Raw genomic sequence first — 16634 nt, 5'->3', positions numbered from 1 at the left:
TTGAACTAATAAAAATGATAAATTAGATTTATGCGATATCAGAGCTATAATCGAACGTAATTTAAGAATATACCCAGTCCAGTGGAGTACCTCGACATGGCAGGCGAAACCCAAAAATCTAAAACATTGTACGATAAATTATGGGATGACCATTTAGTAAAACAACGAGACGATGGTTCAGCATTACTTTATATCGATCGTCATTTATTACATGAAGTGACTTCTCCACAAGCATTTGAAGGTTTGCAACTTGCAGGTCGTAAACCGTGGCGTTTAAGCGCAAACGTGGCTACACCTGATCATAACGTACCAACATCTACCAAAGAGCGCTCAGAAGGTATTGCGGGTATTGAAGATGACACGTCGCGTATTCAGGTTCAAACTTTAGATGACAACTGCAAAACATTTAACGTGGTTCAGTTTGATATTAATGATGTGCGCCAAGGTATTGCGCACGTGGTTGGTCCTGAGCAGGGTTTAACTTTACCAGGTATGACCGTAGTTTGTGGTGACTCTCACACTGCAACACATGGTGCCTTTGGTTGTTTGGCACATGGTATTGGTACTTCTGAAGTTGAGCATGTATTAGCAACTCAGTGTTTAGTACAAAAGAAAATGAAAAACATGTTGGTGCGTGTTGACGGTAAGTTGGGTCAAGGCGTAACACCAAAAGATGTTGTATTGGCCATTATTGGAAAAATTGGTACCGCAGGTGGTACAGGTCATGCCATCGAATTTGGTGGTCAAGTCTTCCGTGATATGTCGATTGAAGGTCGTATGACCGTATGTAATATGGCAATCGAAGGCGGTGCACGCGTGGGTATGGTGGCTGTCGATGACAAAACTATTGAATACGTGAAAGACCGTCCGTATGCACCGAAAGGCGAGCAGTGGGATCAAGCTGTTGCATATTGGAATACTTTACATTCTGATGAAGACGCACATTTCGATACAGTAGTTGTATTGCAAGGTGAAGAGATTGAACCACAAGTGTCTTGGGGTACATCTCCTGAAATGGTGATTCCTGTTTCACAAGCAGTTCCAACATTAGAACAAGCAAAAGATGATGTACAGCGTAATGATTGGACACGTGCGTATAGCTATATGGGCTTAAATGCAGGTCAAGCCTTGGCTGATATTCAATTAGATCGCGTGTTTATTGGCTCTTGCACAAATTCTCGTATTGAAGATATTCGTGCTGCGGCTGAAGTTGCTAAAGGCAAAAAAGTCGCTGCAAGTATCAAACAAGCGATGGTTGTTCCAGGTTCTGGTTTAGTGAAGGCACAAGCTGAAGCTGAAGGCTTAGATAAAATTTTAATTGAAGCTGGTTTTGAATGGCGTGAGCCGGGTTGCTCTATGTGTTTGGCAATGAATGCTGACAAATTACAATCAGGTGAACACTGTGCTTCGACATCAAACCGTAACTTTGAAGGTCGTCAAGGTAATGGTGGTCGTACGCATTTGGTGAGCCCAGCAATGGCGGCAGCTGCAGCAATTGCAGGTCATTTTGTAGACGTGCGCAGTTTCTAAAATCTCCCTCTTGCGAAGCAATGCTTCTCACCTTTTCTAAAAGGGGGGAAGTTCCCATCTTTATTAAAGAGGGGTTAGGGGAAATTTAAAGTAATGATATTCTTTAGGAATAAAGACAATGAAAAAATATACCGTTGAACAAGGTATCGTTGCACCATTAGACCGTGCCAATGTGGATACAGATTTAATTATTCCAAAACAATTTTTGAAATCAATTAAGCGTAGTGGTTTTGGCGCAAATTTATTTGATGAATTACGTTATTTAGATGAAGGCTTTTTGGGGCAAGATAATTCAAAGCGGCCTTTGAATAAAGATTTCACCTTGAATCAACCACGTTATCAAGGTGCTTCAATCTTGATTTCACGTGCTAACTTCGGTTGTGGTTCTAGTCGTGAGCATGCGCCGTGGGCACTTGAAGAATATGGTTTCCGTACCGTGATTGCACCAAGTTATGCCGATATCTTCTTTAATAACAGCTTTAAAAATGGCATGTTGCCTGTGATCTTATCTGAAGAGATTGTAGATCAATTATTTAAAGAATGTTTTGCGACAGAAGGTTATCAATTAACCATTGATTTGGAAGCACAAGAAGTACGTACACCAAGCGGTGAAAGCTTTAAATTTGAAGTTGATCCATTCCGTAAGCACTGCTTATTAAATGGTTTAGATGATATTGGTTTAACTTTGCAAGCAAGCGATGATATTCGTACTTATGAGGAAAAAACCAAAGCATCTCGTCCTTGGGTATTTAGCGAAATTAGTGGCTAATATTTGAAATATTTTGTCGTGGATTAGAGACCTAACTCTTGTTAACATCAAAGCGTAATAATTTCTATTATGAATTTGACATTCTTGGGTTGGTTTTAAATGAAGATAAAATCTTTTGGTCAACTTATTTTAATGTGCAGTGCTGTTATGACTTTAGCAGCCTGCCAAACTTTAGACATTGCTAGACTAAAAAAGATTCAAGAAACACCAAACACACAATCTAATGCAAAACTATATTGTTCAGGTGTTGTGCTTTGTGAGTTTGAGCGTTTAGGACCAACAGTCATAGTAAAGGAAGATAGTCATCGAATTGATCGTGATGCAATGGAACAAGGCATTGTTCGGGTTAATCTCAATGCTGTAGATGCAGATAAAATTTATTTGTCTGTGAAGCCTATGCAACATGAAGTGGTTATTCGTTTTTATCCTGTGTCTAAAGATCGTGCTGAAAAGTTGTATGTTATTCATCGCTTTAAGGCAAATCAAAAATATACGTTTCGTATGTACCGCGAACGAAATAACGTAAGTGGTAGCCTTCTAAATGTTTCTGCGCCAGAACCTTTGTGCGTTGATTTAAAAGAAGGTCAAAAGGTTGTTCGACGTTTTTGTAAGCCCTACAACGTTTTAAATGGACTTGGCGAGTTTACAGAACAAAAAACTTAATACTTTATCAATTTTCAATTGATACTAAAAATGGAAAAACTCATGTCAAAACATATCTTGATTTTACCGGGTGACGGCATTGGTCCTGAAATTGTAAAAGCGGCTGAACAAGTGCTTACACGTGTAAATGAAAAATTCAATTTAGGTTTGACGTGGGAACAAGGGTTGTTAGGTGGTGCAGCAATTGATGCTCATGGTTCACCTTATCCAGATGTAACAGCAGAACAAGCGAAAAAAGCGGATGCACTTTTATTAGGTGCGGTAGGTGGTCCTAAATGGGACACAATTGAGCGTTCAATTCGTCCTGAGCGTGGTTTGTTAAAAATTCGTAGCGAATTAAACCTTTTTGCAAATTTACGTCCTGCGATTCTTTATCCACAATTGGCAGATGCTTCTAGCTTGAAACCTGAAATTGTTGCAGGTTTGGATATTTTGATTGTTCGTGAATTAACGGGTGGTATTTACTTTGGTCAGCCACGTGGTATTCGTGAATTAGAAAATGGCGAAAAACAAGGTTTTAATACCGATGTTTATGCTGAGTCTGAAATTAAGCGTATCGCAAAAGTTGCATTTGAGTTGGCGGGTTTGCGTGGTGGAAAAGTATGTTCTGTAGATAAAGCAAACGTACTTGAAGTAACCGAGCTTTGGAAGCAAACAGTAACTGCTTTGAAAGAAGAGCAGTATCCTGAGATCAACTTATCTCACATGTATGTAGATAATGCTGCTATGCAATTGGTTCGTGCACCTAAGCAATTTGATGTAATTGTAACGGGTAACTTGTTTGGTGATATTTTGTCTGATGAAGCTGCAATGTTGACAGGTTCTATTGGTATGTTGCCATCTGCATCTTTAGATGAAAATGGTAAAGGTATGTATGAGCCATGTCATGGTTCTGCACCTGATATCGCAGGTCAAAATATAGCAAACCCATTAGCAACGATTCTTTCTGTTGCCATGATGCTTCGCTATACATTCCGTGCTGAAGAAGCTGCTAAAGCAATTGAAGATGCTGTGGGTAATGTATTGGATCAAGGCCTACGTACAGCGGACATTATGTCTGAAGGGAACACAAAAGTGGGTACTGTAGAAATGGGTCAAGCTGTTGTATCTGCATTGAACTAATTCTAATTTGTATGGGAAAGCGCAGCTATTATGCTGCGTTTTTTTATTTCAGTATTTAAATACTTCATATTTTAAAGCATATAAAAAAAGCCACTTCACAGTGACTTTTTTGCTATCGCTAAAACTTAACGCGCACGGTAAGTGATACGACCCTTCGTTAAATCGTAAGGTGTCATTTCAACTTTAACACTGTCGCCAGTTAAAATACGAATATAGTGTTTACGCATTTTACCAGAAATGTGAGCAATCACTTCGTGACCGTTTTCTAAACGTACACGGAACATAGTATTAGGAAGCGTTTCGGTGACAACGCCTTCGAACTCGATGAGTTCCTCTTTATTGGCCATAGCCTACCTGAGTATCAAATTGGAAAGGCGCAAATTATAGTCAATTTTTTTGCATATTACAAGGTTCTAAGCCTTGAACTATGCTCATCTGTCAATCAAATAAGCGAATGGTGCGTTTAAAGTTTTTTCATAAAATAGAATTTGTTCTGTTGTCAGTTTGGTCAATCACAGTTAATCTAAATTGAATGTTTTTAAGTATAAATGAAGAACATACAAGGAAGGTTTTTGCGTGAGTCAGCAAACAGATGCATCTGTAATACTACGATTGGGTTATCAAGCGATTCGTCGTGCGGGTTTGCCCACAGATGAAATTTTGACAAAGGCAGGTGTTGCTTTAGGTCAAGTCGATGCCAATGATCGTACACCATTGAATGCACAGTATGCATTTTGGGTTGCGGCAGAAGAGGTCAGTCGAGATACAGATATTGGTTTGCATCTAGGAGAGAATTTGCCTTTATATCGAGGGCAAGTAATTGAGCATCTCTTTATTTCTTCTGAAAATTTTGGCGAAGGTTTAAAACGTGCTTTGGCATATCAACGTCTAATTAGTGATGCTTTTAATGCAATATTGGTGGTTGAAGATGGACGTTGTTATTTAACGAATGGCAAGCAATCTCATGCTGAAAATATTGTAAATCGACATTTTTCTGAATGTGCGATGAGTGGCGTACTTCGTTTCTTTAAATTTATTACAGAAGGTCGCTTCGAACCTATTTATATCGACTTCAATTTTAGTCAGGGTGCTTCGGATGATGAATATTTACGTGTGTATGAATGTCCTGTGAGTTTAGGACAAGAGGAAACACGTTTGTATTTTGATCCTGCAATTTTAGATTATCAATTGTGGCAAGCAGAACCTGAACTTTTTCAAATGCATGAGCAATTAGCCTTAGAAAAATTACAGGAACTTGCTCGTTATGATTTGGTGGGTGAGGTGCGCCGTGCGATTGGTTTTACTTTGGAGAAAGGTGAAACGACATTAGAAACAGTTGCTTCACAATTAAGTATTACACCGCGTCGTTTGCGTACACAATTGAGTGAGGCAAATACCAGTTTTCAGCAAATTTTGTCAGATTATCGTTGTCGATTGGCAAAGCGCTTATTGGCAGGAACTAATGAAAGCGTAGAACGCATTGTGTATTTAACAGGTTTTTCTGAGCCAAGTACGTTTTATCGAGCTTTTAAGCGTTGGACAAATGAAACGCCTGTCGAATATAGAAAAAGAAAGCAACGTTAGAATCCCTCTAAATCCCCCTTTTTAAAGGGGGACTTTTTTATTTCTATTCTTTATACAATAAGGGGGCGTAGGGATTATTACTCAGGCATATTCAACCAATGAGGGCCTAAAGGCATTTTAGGTAAATCAAATTGTTCAGGGTAATCTGCATGAATGAAATATAGGCCATCTGGCGGAGCGGTAATACCTGCAGCTTTACGATCTTCAGCTGCAAAAATTTCATCAATATGGTCAACTTCATACATGCCTTGACCAATTTCTAATAAGCATCCCACAATATTTCTAACCATGTGATGTAAGAAACCATCGGCTTGAATATCTAAAACTAAATAACAGCCATGTCGAATTAGCCTTGAATGAGTCACATGACGAACTGGCTGATTCGATTGGCAAGCAGCGGCGCGGAAACTTTCAAAGTTATGCGTGCCTTCAAACTTTTTAGCCGCTTCCATCATTTTTTCAACATTCAGCGGATTAAATACATGTGTAACTTGCTTGTGTAAAAGTGCAGGACGTTGTGGATTATTATAAATAACATAACGATAGCGGCGTGCTTGCGCTTTAAAACGCGCATGAAAGTCCGAATCCATTTCTTTAATCCATTGGATCGAAATGTCTTTAGGTAGTGTGCTATTTGCACCCATCAACCAGCCACGAATTGGACGAATAGCATGGGTATCGAAATGTGCAACCATATTTGTTGCATGCACGCCAGCATCGGTTCGACCTGCGCCGTGAAGCATAATAGGTTCATTGGCAATTTTGGATAAAACCGTTTCAATGGTTTCTTGCACGCTTACTACGCCAGACTGTTGAGTTTGCCACCCTCTATATTGAACGCCAGAAAACTCAATACCGACTGCAAAACGTTGCATATTCACCTCAAATACTTAATTAATCCAATGGTTGTGCCATTGTTCTACGGAGTCGTATTTTAAATACATTTTTAATGCTTTTGCATAAAGATCTGCATGACTAAAGCTATTACTTACTAAAAAGTTTGAATGTGTAATCCATTCACTTACGGCATAGCGTTGATCAAGTGAGCCAAAGGGTACTTGGCTATTAATAATTACAGCGCAGTTTTTGGCTCGAATACTTTTTAAAACCTGAATGAGTTTTTCATTCACAGCAATGTTTCCTGTACCAAATCCTTGTAAAATTAAGGCATGCGGTGGATTTTCAATGAATGATTCTAAGTTCTGTATTTGTTGCTCTATCGCAATGGGTTGCCACATGAGATTTAAGCAATTAAAACTTTGGGCTTTAGTAATAAGCTGATTATCTATCTTGAATGCGTCTGTAGTCGCCAAAATTGCCTGATTAGCATCTATACCAATAAATGCATCAAGTTCTGTTGTATGTCGTTTTAACGCTGTTTGAGCGTGAATTAGGCGATGGTGGAAGGCTAGGTAAACGCCGTTTGAATATTTAAAAACTGAATCTAGTGCAAAATTAAGATTTATTGTGGCATCTGTAAATTCACGTGTGTCATCACCTTTTATATTTAACAGGGGATATTGACTGCCCGTAAGTACAACACTTGCAGAATTACCTAAGAAATGTGCAAGAACGGCGCTTGCATAACTTAGAGTATCTGTACCGTGAATAATCACAAAATGTTGATATCGTTTTTGCTGTAATTCTTGAATAAACTTTATAAGTTTTAACCAGTCTTCCGCTGTGCAAGCACTACTGTCTTTAATCACAGGTGATACAAAACATTCAATATCAAATTGAAGTGGAAGGACGTGTTGTAAGAGAGGAATAAAATTTTCAGCAGGCATGGGCGCTAGTGGCTCACCAATACAACCAAAAGTTCCACCCATATAAATTAAAGCAATTTTTTTCATCATAAAAAAAGCAGCCAATAATGACTGCTTTAGTGTAATTCGTTTTTTATTAAGATGCGATTTGATTCAGTAACTGATCTGCAATTTGACGTTGTTCAGATGAATAGTCCGCTTCATTCTCTGCCAAGATTGTACGTGCAGCATCGTAAGCGCCAAGTTCAATATATTTTTGAGCTAGGTCTAGGTTTAATTCAACTTCATTGATTTCTGCAAGAGATGGAAATGATTGAACTAAAGGATCTGTAGTATCTAAATTAGATACGGCAACAACTGGTGTTTCTGTAGCAACAGGTGTTGGTAAGATTTCTTCTGGCACAGCAACATTGCGATCTGTTTCGATCTCTACTTTATTGCTTACTGTTTCAGAGCTAGATGGTGTTGAATCTAAACTAAAACTAAATTCAGGTTGCTCATCTAATGTAGCTGTTGCTTTTTCAGGTTCTACAGCAGGGGTTTTATTCGATATAAACTCTAAATTAAATTCATTGGCTTTCAGTGGTTCTTCAGCAATAAACTCAGATTGTTGGTTTGGCTTTTCTTCAGTTAATTCCTCATTGCTAGAAAGCGTAAATGAAAAATCTAGTGGTTTAATTTCATCTGCTACAGATACTTCTTCAACTTTAGGTTGAGCTTCGGAAGGCGCAAATGATGGGTTGAATTCTAAAGGTGTATTTTCAACAGCAGGATGAATTTCTTCAGGAGCTTCTTTAATAACAGGAGCCGTAAATTCTAATTGAGTTTCTTCAAATGCTATTTTTTCTTCTTCAACAGCTTTTGTTGGCGCACTAATTAGTGCATCAAAAGCATCATCTGACAAAGAATCTTGAGGAGTTGGCTTTACAGGTTGTTGAGTTGCTTCTGCAGTGTTTGGTGTGAATTGAATTAAATCATCAGCTTTGGCGCTCGATTTTTTATCAGCAACTTTTGCTTCTGCTTGTTGAACAATGTCATGAAGATCTAACGCATTTAGATGATTAAGTAATTGATTAATTGCAAACTCATCTTTTTGCTCTAAGTGAACATCGAGTAATAATAAATATAGTTCGTGTTGAGCATTGTTACGTTTTAACGCTTGGTTAATTTGAGCTTCGGCTGCAAAAAAATTATGATCTTTTATGAGTGTTTCAATTTTTTTACGAGTATCTGCTGAAAGAGGCTGAGTTTGTTTTGTTTCAACAATATCATCTTCAACTATTTTAGTTGAACGTGTGGGTGTTCGAGTTGGACTCGATTTTTTGGCCTTACTTTTTGTATTTCCTTTCTTTGCAGGCTGACTTGATTCTTGAGCATCTTGACGCTTTTTGACAACAAGTAAAACGATAATCAAAATGATGAGTGGAATCACGTACATCAGCATATCTATACCCCTTATGGAAGTACCTTTTTAATGAAGGTAAATCCTTGAAAACTTAGTGAAACAAATTAGTTGTGAGCTTTTTTTACAGCTTGTTGGTTTTCCAACTGTTGTTGAAGTTGAGCAAGACGGGCATTCAATAATTGAATTCTATGATCCTTTTGATTTAACGCCTTTTCTAACTGGGTTACGTCTTTCTGTAATTTAACGGTTTTTTCTCGAGATGTCATAACCTTTGATGTTAAATCTTGAGAAGTTTTATTGCTTGTCGTATTTTTTGATGAAGAGCCATGAGCCGAGTTTTGTTCACTCTCTGCAACTAAGCTCATTTCCGCTTGGTTTAAGCGATATTTTGCTTTCCCAGACTGTTTCATTTGAGGTTGTTTAGCTTTATTTGCAGCAACTTTTTTAGCATTTTGGTCTGCTGTTGTTTCTTGCAGGTTTAAAGTTACGCCACGTTTTAAACGATTAGCATCACCTCTAATAAACGCATGTTCATTATTCGCTTTAATTTGTTGCATAACAGAATTTACAGAACGATTTTGTTGGTCTGCAATTCTTGATGCAATTGCCCATAAAGATTCATTACTTCTCACCACATGTTTTTCGTTAGTGTTAGCTGAATTAGAACGTGGACTTGTTTTTATTTCAGATTTTGGTTGTTTATTAGTTGGAGCTTCAGTTTTTTGAGGCTCCACTTTTGTTGCTTCATCTGTTCGAGAGTCTACGGGTTTAGCTTTGGCTTCTTGTGCTTTTTTCGCTAGTTCTTCTTCTGCAAACTTTCTAGCTAAAGGATCAGCAGAAACATTTGGTTGTGGAATAGGTGGTGCAATTTGAATATTTTGAGCAGGCACAGATTTTGGAACTGAACTTTGCACTTTAACCGCGGGTTGTTGTGTTGGATTTTCTATGACTTTTTCAGTTTTAACCGATGATGATATTGCTTGAGATGTATTATTTACCATTGGTGCAGATTGCAGAACAATTGGTGCAGGTGTTGTTACATTTGATTTTTGAAGCGGGGGAGGTGTTATTTTTAGTGGCTCTAAATTTACGGTTTGTTGTACAGATGGCAATGTATATGAACTACTTGTAGGTAAATTTAAGGCAATATCTTTTTCATTAACAATCATAATAGGAGTTAATGAATTTTCTCTGTTTGATGTTTTGTTTGTTGTAGTGGTACTGCTGCGAGCTAATGGTTTTTTAATTTGTTGTAAGCGAGTTGTAGAACCTTCTTTAATTTTTACAATAATATTGAGTTCAGGATCAATAATAGGTCTTGACGATGTAATAGTAATTACACCTGTACCATTCGTATTTCTACGAGTAAAAAAGTTAAGATGTCCTGGTGGTTGGTGCGTTGCCCCAATAGATATTAAGTCTTCTGGTTTTGCTAAACTTACCTCAAGAGGTGTATTTGTATCAGATTGACGAAAACTTAATTCTGCATAAAGTAATTCACCCGCACTTGATTGAATAATGGCAGGGTCGACATTGATCGCATAAATATTTTGTGATGCAATAATTGTTAAAATTGCGATCTTTAATTTGTTATACGTGGTCATATTAATCTTAAGCTCGGTCACAATCGCAAAGCGGAAATTATAATTATAGATTAGCGATTTGAAGACTATTTGTAAAATAAATACCGTGAACTGTCATAAAAAAGCCGATCATACTAGATCGGCTTTTTAGATTCTTAATTGAAATTAAGCATTTTTAAAATCAATTAAAATTCGAAGCATACGGCGTAAAGGCTCAGCAGCACCCCAAAGTAATTGGTCACCTACGGTGAATGCACCTAGGTACTCTTTACCCATATTTAGTTTACGTAAACGACCTACAGGAACGCTTAAAGTACCTGTTACAGCTACAGGTGTAAGATCTGTCATAGACGCTTCACGTGTATTTGGAACAACTTTAGCCCATTGGTTTGCGCTACGTAACATATCTTCAATTTCATCAAGCGGAACATCTTTTTTCAATTTTAATGTTAATGCTTGAGAGTGACAACGCATTGCGCCAATACGAACACAATGACCGTCAATAGGAACGATTTGTTGATTACCTAAAATTTTGTTGGTTTCAACTTGACCTTTCCATTCTTCTTTAGATTGACCGCTTTCAAGTTGCTTGTCGATATAAGGAATGAGTGAGCCAGCTAAAGGCACGCCAAAGTTTGCAGATGGGAAGCCTTCACCACGTTGTAATTCAGCAATTCTTGAATCGATATCAAGAATTGGTGAGCGTGGGTCATCTAATAAATCTTTTGTATTGTTGTATAAGTAGCCCATACCACTAATGAGTTCACGCATATTTTGCGCGCCAGCACCTGAAGCTGCTTGGTAAGTCATAGATGTTGCCCATTCCACTAAATTGTTTTGGAATAAGCCACCTAAGCCCATCAACATGAGTGAAACGGTACAGTTACCGCCTACAAATGTTTTAGTACCATTTACTAAACCATCTTTAATCACGTTCATGTTCACAGGATCTAGAACGATAATTGCTTCATCATCCATACGTAATGTAGATGCAGCATCAATCCAATAACCAGCCCAGTTTTCCGCTTTTAATTTAGGGAAAACCTCAGACGTGTAGTCACCACCTTGGCAGGTAATAATGACATCCATTTGCTTCAGACTCTTAATGTCTGTTGCATCCATAAGTGCTGGGGCAGTTTTACCGCCAAACGCAGGGGCTTCACCACCTGCATTACTGGTAGAGAAATAGAATGGCTCAAAATGAGCAAAATCATTCTCTTCAACCATACGTTGCATAAGGACAGAACCAACCATCCCGCGCCAACCGACCAGACCTACTTTCATGTCACTTTGCCTCGGTGCGTTAAAATAAAAAAAGGGCTTTGAGTGTATCAAAAGAGCACGTAACTGCAAGTGCTACAGAATGAAAACATCATTTATATTGTGAAATATAACTTGTTTATGTTACATGGAAAATTGATATAAATTTATGAGTCCATTAAAAATAAAGAATAAAAGAGAAAAAGTATGGTTTGGATAGAAGTAATTGCAGTTGTGGTAATTTGGCTAAGTTTTTGGTCACTTATTCCTAGAGATGAGTGGTGGTTTCGTGGAGCCGATTTCCCACGTTTACAAATACTTATCTTGGGAATAGGTGCTCTTATTTTGCTTTTAATTTGGGATGCACCATGGGATATATGGCGTGAAATAATACTTATAGGTTTAATCGCAGCAGTAGCTTATCAGCTAAAAATGGTACTTCCATATACGTTTATATGGAAGAAACAGGTAAAAAAGGTGCGTAAAGATCAATTGGATCGAAGCAAACAAATTTCGATATTAGTTTCTAATGTACTTACACCAAATCAGAAATATGATGCTCTCATTACTCAAATTAAAGAACATCAGCCAGACATTGTATTAACACTAGAAACAGACGAGGTCTGGCAAAAGAAGCTTGAAGTCATAGAGCCTGATTATCCATATAAAGTCGCTGTTCCTTTAGATAATTTGTATGGAATGCACTTATATAGCCGACTCAAGCTTTCTAATACAGAAGTGAAATTTATTTTGAGTGATGAAATTCCATCCATTCATACTACAGTGACTTTACATTCAGGTCACAAAGTTCAGTTGTATTGTTTGCATCCAAAACCGCCAAGCCCCACTGAAGCAAAAGATTCTAAATTACGTGATGCTGAACTTTTAATTGTGGGAGATCAAATTAAAGATCTTGATGCAAGCTGCATTGTGATGGGTGATCTAAATGATGTTGCATGGTCGCGCACAACACGGTTATTTCAACGAATTAGTGGTTTATTAGATCCGCGTGTTGGTCGTCATTATGTCAATACTTTCCACGCAGATTATCCATTACTTCGTTGGTCGCTCGATCATGTTTTTCATAGTACAGACTTTGCTTTGGTTGAAATGAAGCGGTTATCACATATAGGATCGGATCATTTTCCAATTTATGTGGTTTTACAAACAGGACGAGTCTTTGAGGACGTTCAGCAAGAGTTGGAGCAAACCGAAGCTGATGAAGAAAAAGCACAAGAAGCAATTCAAGAAGGCATTGAAAAAGCAGAAAAAGAGGAAAAAGTTGTGACTGATGAAATTGCACAAGATTATAAAAATAAGGGCTAAAATCATATTTTGTAGTCAATATCCTACAAGCTTTTGAGGATTTGGAGGCTATGAAGGAAAAGGTTAAAACATTATTGTTGCTACATCAGCACAAGGAACGGGAATGGATAGTCCCACTAAGGAAGACAACGCTGAAGGAAAAACATCAAGGACATGATGTGTGGTTAGGATAACCAATGATAAAAGAATAAATATATGAAACAGCACAACCCTATATAGCCCGAGTTTTACAGGATGTAGAACTCGGGTTGTTGTTTTTAAGGGATATGACTTTAAAATTAAAAGATTAATACAAACTTTCTGAGCCTTCAGGGCGCGTTTTAAAACGACGGTGGAACCACATATATTGCGTTGGGGCTAGACGCAATTGACGTTCAATAATTAAATTGGTACGAGTCGCATCATCCACTTCATCTTCACTTGGTAAGTTTTCTACAGGTGGTTCAATTAAAACTTTGTATTTAGGATTAGAAATATCACCATCACGATAGAAATAAAGTGGAATGGCTTCTGCTTTAGTCATTTTTAACAAACGACGATGTGCTGTTACTGTTGCAGCAGGAACACCAAAGAATGGTGCCATAACACCTTGTTTTAAGCCAAAATCTTGGTCTGGGCTGTACCAAATTGCGCGTCCATTTTTTAAATGTCGAATTAAGCCACGCATATCATCATGGTCAATTTGATTGGTATAAATGGTTGAGCGACAACGGTAAATGAGCATGTCGAGTAATGGATTGTTTTGCGGACGATACACGACATCTGGGTCGAAGTATTGAGCACAAACATATCCACCAGCATCAAGTAAAGTTGAATGTGTTCCTAGCAGAAGTGCACCTTTGCCTTGAGCTTGCGCATTTTGAATATGTTCTAAGCCTTCAATTTCTACACGCCCTTCAAACCATTTAGGGCAGTACCATGCATTTAGTGTTTCAAAAATGCCAAGCATTTGGTCGATAAAGACTTGTTCAGATTTTTCAAGAACCTCTGTTTCAGACCATTCAGGAAAACACAGTTCTAAATTTCGTATCGTTGTTTTTTTACGAGATTTTAAATATTTAAATGCAACAGATCCAAGGAAGTTTGCAATTCTGTACTGAATTGACCAAGGTAAAATTGCCAAAATCATCAGGAATAAAATACCCACCCATATTCCCCAATATTTGGGTAATAGAAATGACCATTGAAATTCACCTGGTTTATAGTCTGGCTTTTTACTCATTGCAACAAGGAAACCTTAAAAATTAACTGTAGTTTAACACGATTAATTTGTGCAAATAAAAAGACATCTAAACCCAAGGTCAAGATGTCTTTTTTGATACGAAATTAAGCTTAGTTTCCTTTGCTTAAGTTCTCAAGTTCTTCCCAACGCTCTAACTTTTCAAGTAAAAATTCATCAATTTCACTTAAACGATTTGAAAGCTTCATTGCTTTATCTGCATCAGATACAAACATAGAACCATCTGCAAGTTGTGCATTAATTTCAGCTTGTTCTTTTTCAAGCGCTTCCATTTCAGCAGGCAGTTGTTCTAAAGCACGTTGATCTTTATAGCTAAGTTTTGCTTTTTTTGGTGCAGCTGCAGCGGCACTTGCTTCAGCTTTTGCCGCAGCTTTCTTGGCATCACTTTTTAAGCCAACAGCAGTTTGGTCGGGACGTTGTTCAAGATAATCTTGATAACCACCGATGTATTCATCGATTTGTCCTTTGCCATCAAATACCCATGTAGAGGTAACCACGTTATCCATGAATGCACGGTCATGTGAAATCAATAGTAACGTACCTTTGTAACCACCTAGCATTTCTTCAAGTAACTCTAAAGTCACCATGTCTAGGTCGTTTGTTGGCTCATCCATGACAATTAAGTTAGATGGTTTAAGTAGTAGCTTCGCCAATAAAATACGATTACGTTCACCACCCGATAGGGCTTTAACAGGTGTACGAGCACGCTCAGGTGAGAATAAAAAGTCTTGTAAATAGCTGTAAATATGACGACGATTACCATTTACATCAACATGGTCTGAGCCTTCAGATACGTTATCTTTTACAGATTTTTCAAGGTCAAGTGCATTACGTAATTGGTCAAAATAAGCAACTTCGAGTTGTGTGCCTGTTTTTACAGAGCCGCTATGCTCAAGTTCACCTAAAATTGCTTTGATTAATGTTGTTTTACCTACACCGTTATCGCCAACTAAGCCAATACGATCGCCACGAAGTACCAATGCAGAGAAGTCTTTGATAATTGGCGCATTGTCACCAAAGGTAACGCTTAGGTTTTCAATATCAAATACCAATTTACCTGAGCGATTGGCTTCTTGAGTAGCCATGCTCACTTTGCCTTGTTGTGAGCGACGTGCTTTAGATTGTTCACGCAATTCTTTTAGTGCGCGAACACGACCTTCATTACGGGTACGACGTGCTTTAATCCCTTGACGAATCCAAACTTCCTCTTCTGCAAGACGTTTATCGAAAAGCGCATTTTGCTTTTCTTCAGCTTCCATTTGCTGCGCTTTAAGCTCTAAATAACGTGAATAGTTACCTTCGTAGCTACGTAAAGTACCGCGATCAAGCTCGACAATACGAGTTGCAATGCTATCTACAAATGAACGGTCATGCGAAATAAACAATAAGGTCAAATTGTTTTGGTCGAGTAAGAATTTTTCTAACCATTCAATACTTTCAACGTCCAAATGGTTTGTTGGTTCGTCGAGTAATAATACGTCAGGTTGTGTAAGTAGGGCACGAGCTAAAAGCACGCGACGTTTACGACCACCCGATAAATCTGCAAGATCGGCATCTGGGTCTAAGCCCATTTTGCTTAAAATAGAATTAACTTTAGTTTCTAAAGACCAACCATCGAATTGATCCATTTTGTGTTGTAAATCGCCCATGCGTTCGCAGGCATCCATATCGCCAAGTACACATGCATCGCTTGCTTCATGATATGCACGAAGAATAGATGCGGCTTCGCCAGCACCATCGGCTACAATATCAGCGACTTTGCCTGAATCCATGGGTACATCTTGAGCAAGCATTGAAATTGTAATGCCATTTTGCAACGAAACTTCACCCGCATCGGGTAATAAAGTTCCCTCAATCAGTTTAAGTAAAGTAGACTTACCCTCACCATTACGACCGATTAAACACACTCGTTCGCCACGCTCCAAACTGAAGTTCGCGCCGTCGAGTAGGGCAGGTCCGCCAAAAGCGAGTTGGACATCCCTTAAAGTAATATAGGCCATAATGTTTCCTAAAAAATCCTACGTGAGGAGTGTAAAGTGACTAAACAACAAAATCTTGATGAACAGGCGTCATTTTCCGCACCCATTGAAGATTTGCAAGTGCGAATTGCATTTTTAGATGATTTAGTTGATCAGTTGAATGAACAATTGATCATTCAAGGTCAAGAACTTGCTGATTTAAAAAAACAAATGCGGATTTTGTATCAACGTGTAGAAGCATCAGATAATTCTGATGGAATTGCACCGTTTGATCCATTGACGAATAAACCACCGCATTATTAATGAGTTTTGATTTATTCACAACTTGTTTGAGTTAAGTGGTATATGAAGGTTGGATTATATTTGACCTTTTTTACGCTTATCTATCTAATAAAGTTAATTATTGA

Annotated in this window: 15 protein-coding genes; 7 read left to right on the top strand and 8 right to left on the bottom strand. The window is 38.1% G+C overall.

Features of this window, described 5'->3' with window-relative positions; translation table 11 throughout:
• Positions 1-96 precede the first annotated feature (96 nt).
• The 4 genes from leuC to leuB all read left to right on the top strand — a co-directional run bounded on the left by leuC (position 97) and on the right by leuB (position 4084).
• Positions 97-1530: a 3-isopropylmalate dehydratase large subunit gene (leuC, locus tag AC5YC8_RS02350; RefSeq protein ID WP_496163421.1), complete on the top strand. Its 1434-nt coding sequence runs from the start codon at positions 97-99 to the stop codon at positions 1528-1530.
• A gap of 118 nt (positions 1531-1648) precedes the next feature.
• A complete protein-coding gene (gene leuD / locus AC5YC8_RS02345; RefSeq protein WP_496118248.1) occupies positions 1649-2299 on the top strand; it encodes a 3-isopropylmalate dehydratase small subunit in 651 nt (216 codons plus the stop codon).
• Between the two features lie 99 nt (positions 2300-2398).
• On the top strand, positions 2399-2962 hold the full coding sequence (locus AC5YC8_RS02340) for a hypothetical protein (RefSeq protein ID WP_496118246.1): 564 nt from the start codon (positions 2399-2401) through the stop codon (positions 2960-2962).
• A gap of 42 nt (positions 2963-3004) precedes the next feature.
• The gene (gene leuB / locus AC5YC8_RS02335; RefSeq protein ID WP_496118244.1) at positions 3005-4084 is read left to right on the top strand and encodes a 3-isopropylmalate dehydrogenase; all 1080 of its coding nucleotides are present in this window, start codon (positions 3005-3007) and stop codon (positions 4082-4084) included.
• A gap of 125 nt (positions 4085-4209) precedes the next feature.
• Here the strand turns inward: leuB and infA are convergent, their stop codons facing one another.
• Positions 4210-4431 carry a translation initiation factor IF-1 gene (gene infA, locus AC5YC8_RS02330; RefSeq protein WP_001284370.1) on the bottom strand — a complete coding sequence of 74 codons (222 nt, stop codon included), beginning with the start codon at positions 4429-4431 and terminating at the stop codon, positions 4210-4212.
• Between the two features lie 229 nt (positions 4432-4660).
• Between infA and AC5YC8_RS02325 the strand changes: the two genes are divergently transcribed.
• Positions 4661-5668, top strand: a complete 1008-nt coding sequence (locus tag AC5YC8_RS02325; protein WP_496118217.1) for an AraC family transcriptional regulator — start codon at positions 4661-4663, stop codon at positions 5666-5668.
• Positions 5669-5745: 77 nt separating this feature from the next.
• Here AC5YC8_RS02325 and truA read toward each other — a convergent pair whose 3' ends face one another.
• From truA to asd, 5 genes are all read right to left on the bottom strand, one after another.
• Entirely contained in the window at positions 5746-6543 is a 798-nt protein-coding gene (truA, locus tag AC5YC8_RS02320; RefSeq protein WP_496163420.1) for a tRNA pseudouridine(38-40) synthase TruA, read from the bottom strand.
• A gap of 15 nt (positions 6544-6558) precedes the next feature.
• Positions 6559-7524, bottom strand: coding sequence for an asparaginase (locus AC5YC8_RS02315; protein ID WP_496163419.1), 966 nt, complete (start codon positions 7522-7524; stop codon positions 6559-6561).
• Positions 7525-7570: 46 nt separating this feature from the next.
• A complete protein-coding gene (gene fimV, locus AC5YC8_RS02310) occupies positions 7571-8878 on the bottom strand; it encodes a T4P machinery localization factor FimV (RefSeq protein ID WP_496163418.1) in 1308 nt (435 codons plus the stop codon).
• Positions 8879-8943: 65 nt separating this feature from the next.
• Positions 8944-10443 (bottom strand): type IV pilus assembly protein FimV, encoded by a 1500-nt coding sequence (locus tag AC5YC8_RS02305; RefSeq protein WP_496163417.1) that lies wholly within the window; start codon positions 10441-10443, stop codon positions 8944-8946.
• Positions 10444-10587: 144 nt separating this feature from the next.
• The gene (asd, locus tag AC5YC8_RS02300) at positions 10588-11706 is read right to left on the bottom strand and encodes an aspartate-semialdehyde dehydrogenase (protein WP_496118209.1); all 1119 of its coding nucleotides are present in this window, start codon (positions 11704-11706) and stop codon (positions 10588-10590) included.
• 183 nt (positions 11707-11889) lie between these two features.
• Here asd and AC5YC8_RS02295 point away from each other — a divergent pair, with 183 nt between their 5' ends.
• Positions 11890-13008: an endonuclease/exonuclease/phosphatase family protein gene (locus AC5YC8_RS02295; RefSeq protein WP_496163416.1), complete on the top strand. Its 1119-nt coding sequence runs from the start codon at positions 11890-11892 to the stop codon at positions 13006-13008.
• 286 nt (positions 13009-13294) lie between these two features.
• Here AC5YC8_RS02295 and lpxL read toward each other — a convergent pair whose 3' ends face one another.
• Positions 13295-14230, bottom strand: a complete 936-nt coding sequence (gene lpxL, locus AC5YC8_RS02290; RefSeq protein WP_496163415.1) for an LpxL/LpxP family Kdo(2)-lipid IV(A) lauroyl/palmitoleoyl acyltransferase — start codon at positions 14228-14230, stop codon at positions 13295-13297.
• Between the two features lie 110 nt (positions 14231-14340).
• Positions 14341-16248, bottom strand: coding sequence for an ATP-binding cassette domain-containing protein (locus tag AC5YC8_RS02285; RefSeq protein ID WP_496163414.1), 1908 nt, complete (start codon positions 16246-16248; stop codon positions 14341-14343).
• 36 nt (positions 16249-16284) lie between these two features.
• Between AC5YC8_RS02285 and AC5YC8_RS02280 the strand changes: the two genes are divergently transcribed.
• Positions 16285-16530, top strand: coding sequence for a SlyX family protein (locus tag AC5YC8_RS02280; protein WP_496118201.1), 246 nt, complete (start codon positions 16285-16287; stop codon positions 16528-16530).
• Positions 16531-16634 lie beyond the last annotated feature (104 nt).

The organism is Acinetobacter sp. FY731 (assembly GCF_059515905.1).
The sequence above is the reverse complement of the archived record's forward strand: the minus strand, read 5'-3'. Positions and strand labels throughout refer to the sequence as shown.

What these genes read in the sequence shown, in the direction of transcription:
- asd (WP_496118209.1), bottom strand. Translation starts at nt 11,706, where the DNA reads ATGAAAGTAGGTCTGGTCGGTTGGCGCGGGATGGTTGGTTCTGTCCTT.
- fimV (WP_496163418.1), bottom strand. Translation starts at nt 8,878, where the DNA reads ATGCTGATGTACGTGATTCCACTCATCATTTTGATTATCGTTTTACTT.
- leuD (WP_496118248.1), top strand. Translation starts at nt 1,649, where the DNA reads ATGAAAAAATATACCGTTGAACAAGGTATCGTTGCACCATTAGACCGT.
- AC5YC8_RS02315 (WP_496163419.1), bottom strand. Translation starts at nt 7,524, where the DNA reads ATGATGAAAAAAATTGCTTTAATTTATATGGGTGGAACTTTTGGTTGT.
- infA (WP_001284370.1), bottom strand. Translation starts at nt 4,431, where the DNA reads ATGGCCAATAAAGAGGAACTCATCGAGTTCGAAGGCGTTGTCACCGAA.
- truA (WP_496163420.1), bottom strand. Translation starts at nt 6,543, where the DNA reads ATGCAACGTTTTGCAGTCGGTATTGAGTTTTCTGGCGTTCAATATAGA.
- AC5YC8_RS02285 (WP_496163414.1), bottom strand. Translation starts at nt 16,248, where the DNA reads ATGGCCTATATTACTTTAAGGGATGTCCAACTCGCTTTTGGCGGACCT.
- AC5YC8_RS02340 (WP_496118246.1), top strand. Translation starts at nt 2,399, where the DNA reads ATGAAGATAAAATCTTTTGGTCAACTTATTTTAATGTGCAGTGCTGTT.
- leuC (WP_496163421.1), top strand. Translation starts at nt 97, where the DNA reads ATGGCAGGCGAAACCCAAAAATCTAAAACATTGTACGATAAATTATGG.
- lpxL (WP_496163415.1), bottom strand. Translation starts at nt 14,230, where the DNA reads ATGAGTAAAAAGCCAGACTATAAACCAGGTGAATTTCAATGGTCATTT.
- AC5YC8_RS02305 (WP_496163417.1), bottom strand. Translation starts at nt 10,443, where the DNA reads ATGACCACGTATAACAAATTAAAGATCGCAATTTTAACAATTATTGCA.
- leuB (WP_496118244.1), top strand. Translation starts at nt 3,005, where the DNA reads ATGTCAAAACATATCTTGATTTTACCGGGTGACGGCATTGGTCCTGAA.
- AC5YC8_RS02295 (WP_496163416.1), top strand. Translation starts at nt 11,890, where the DNA reads ATGGTTTGGATAGAAGTAATTGCAGTTGTGGTAATTTGGCTAAGTTTT.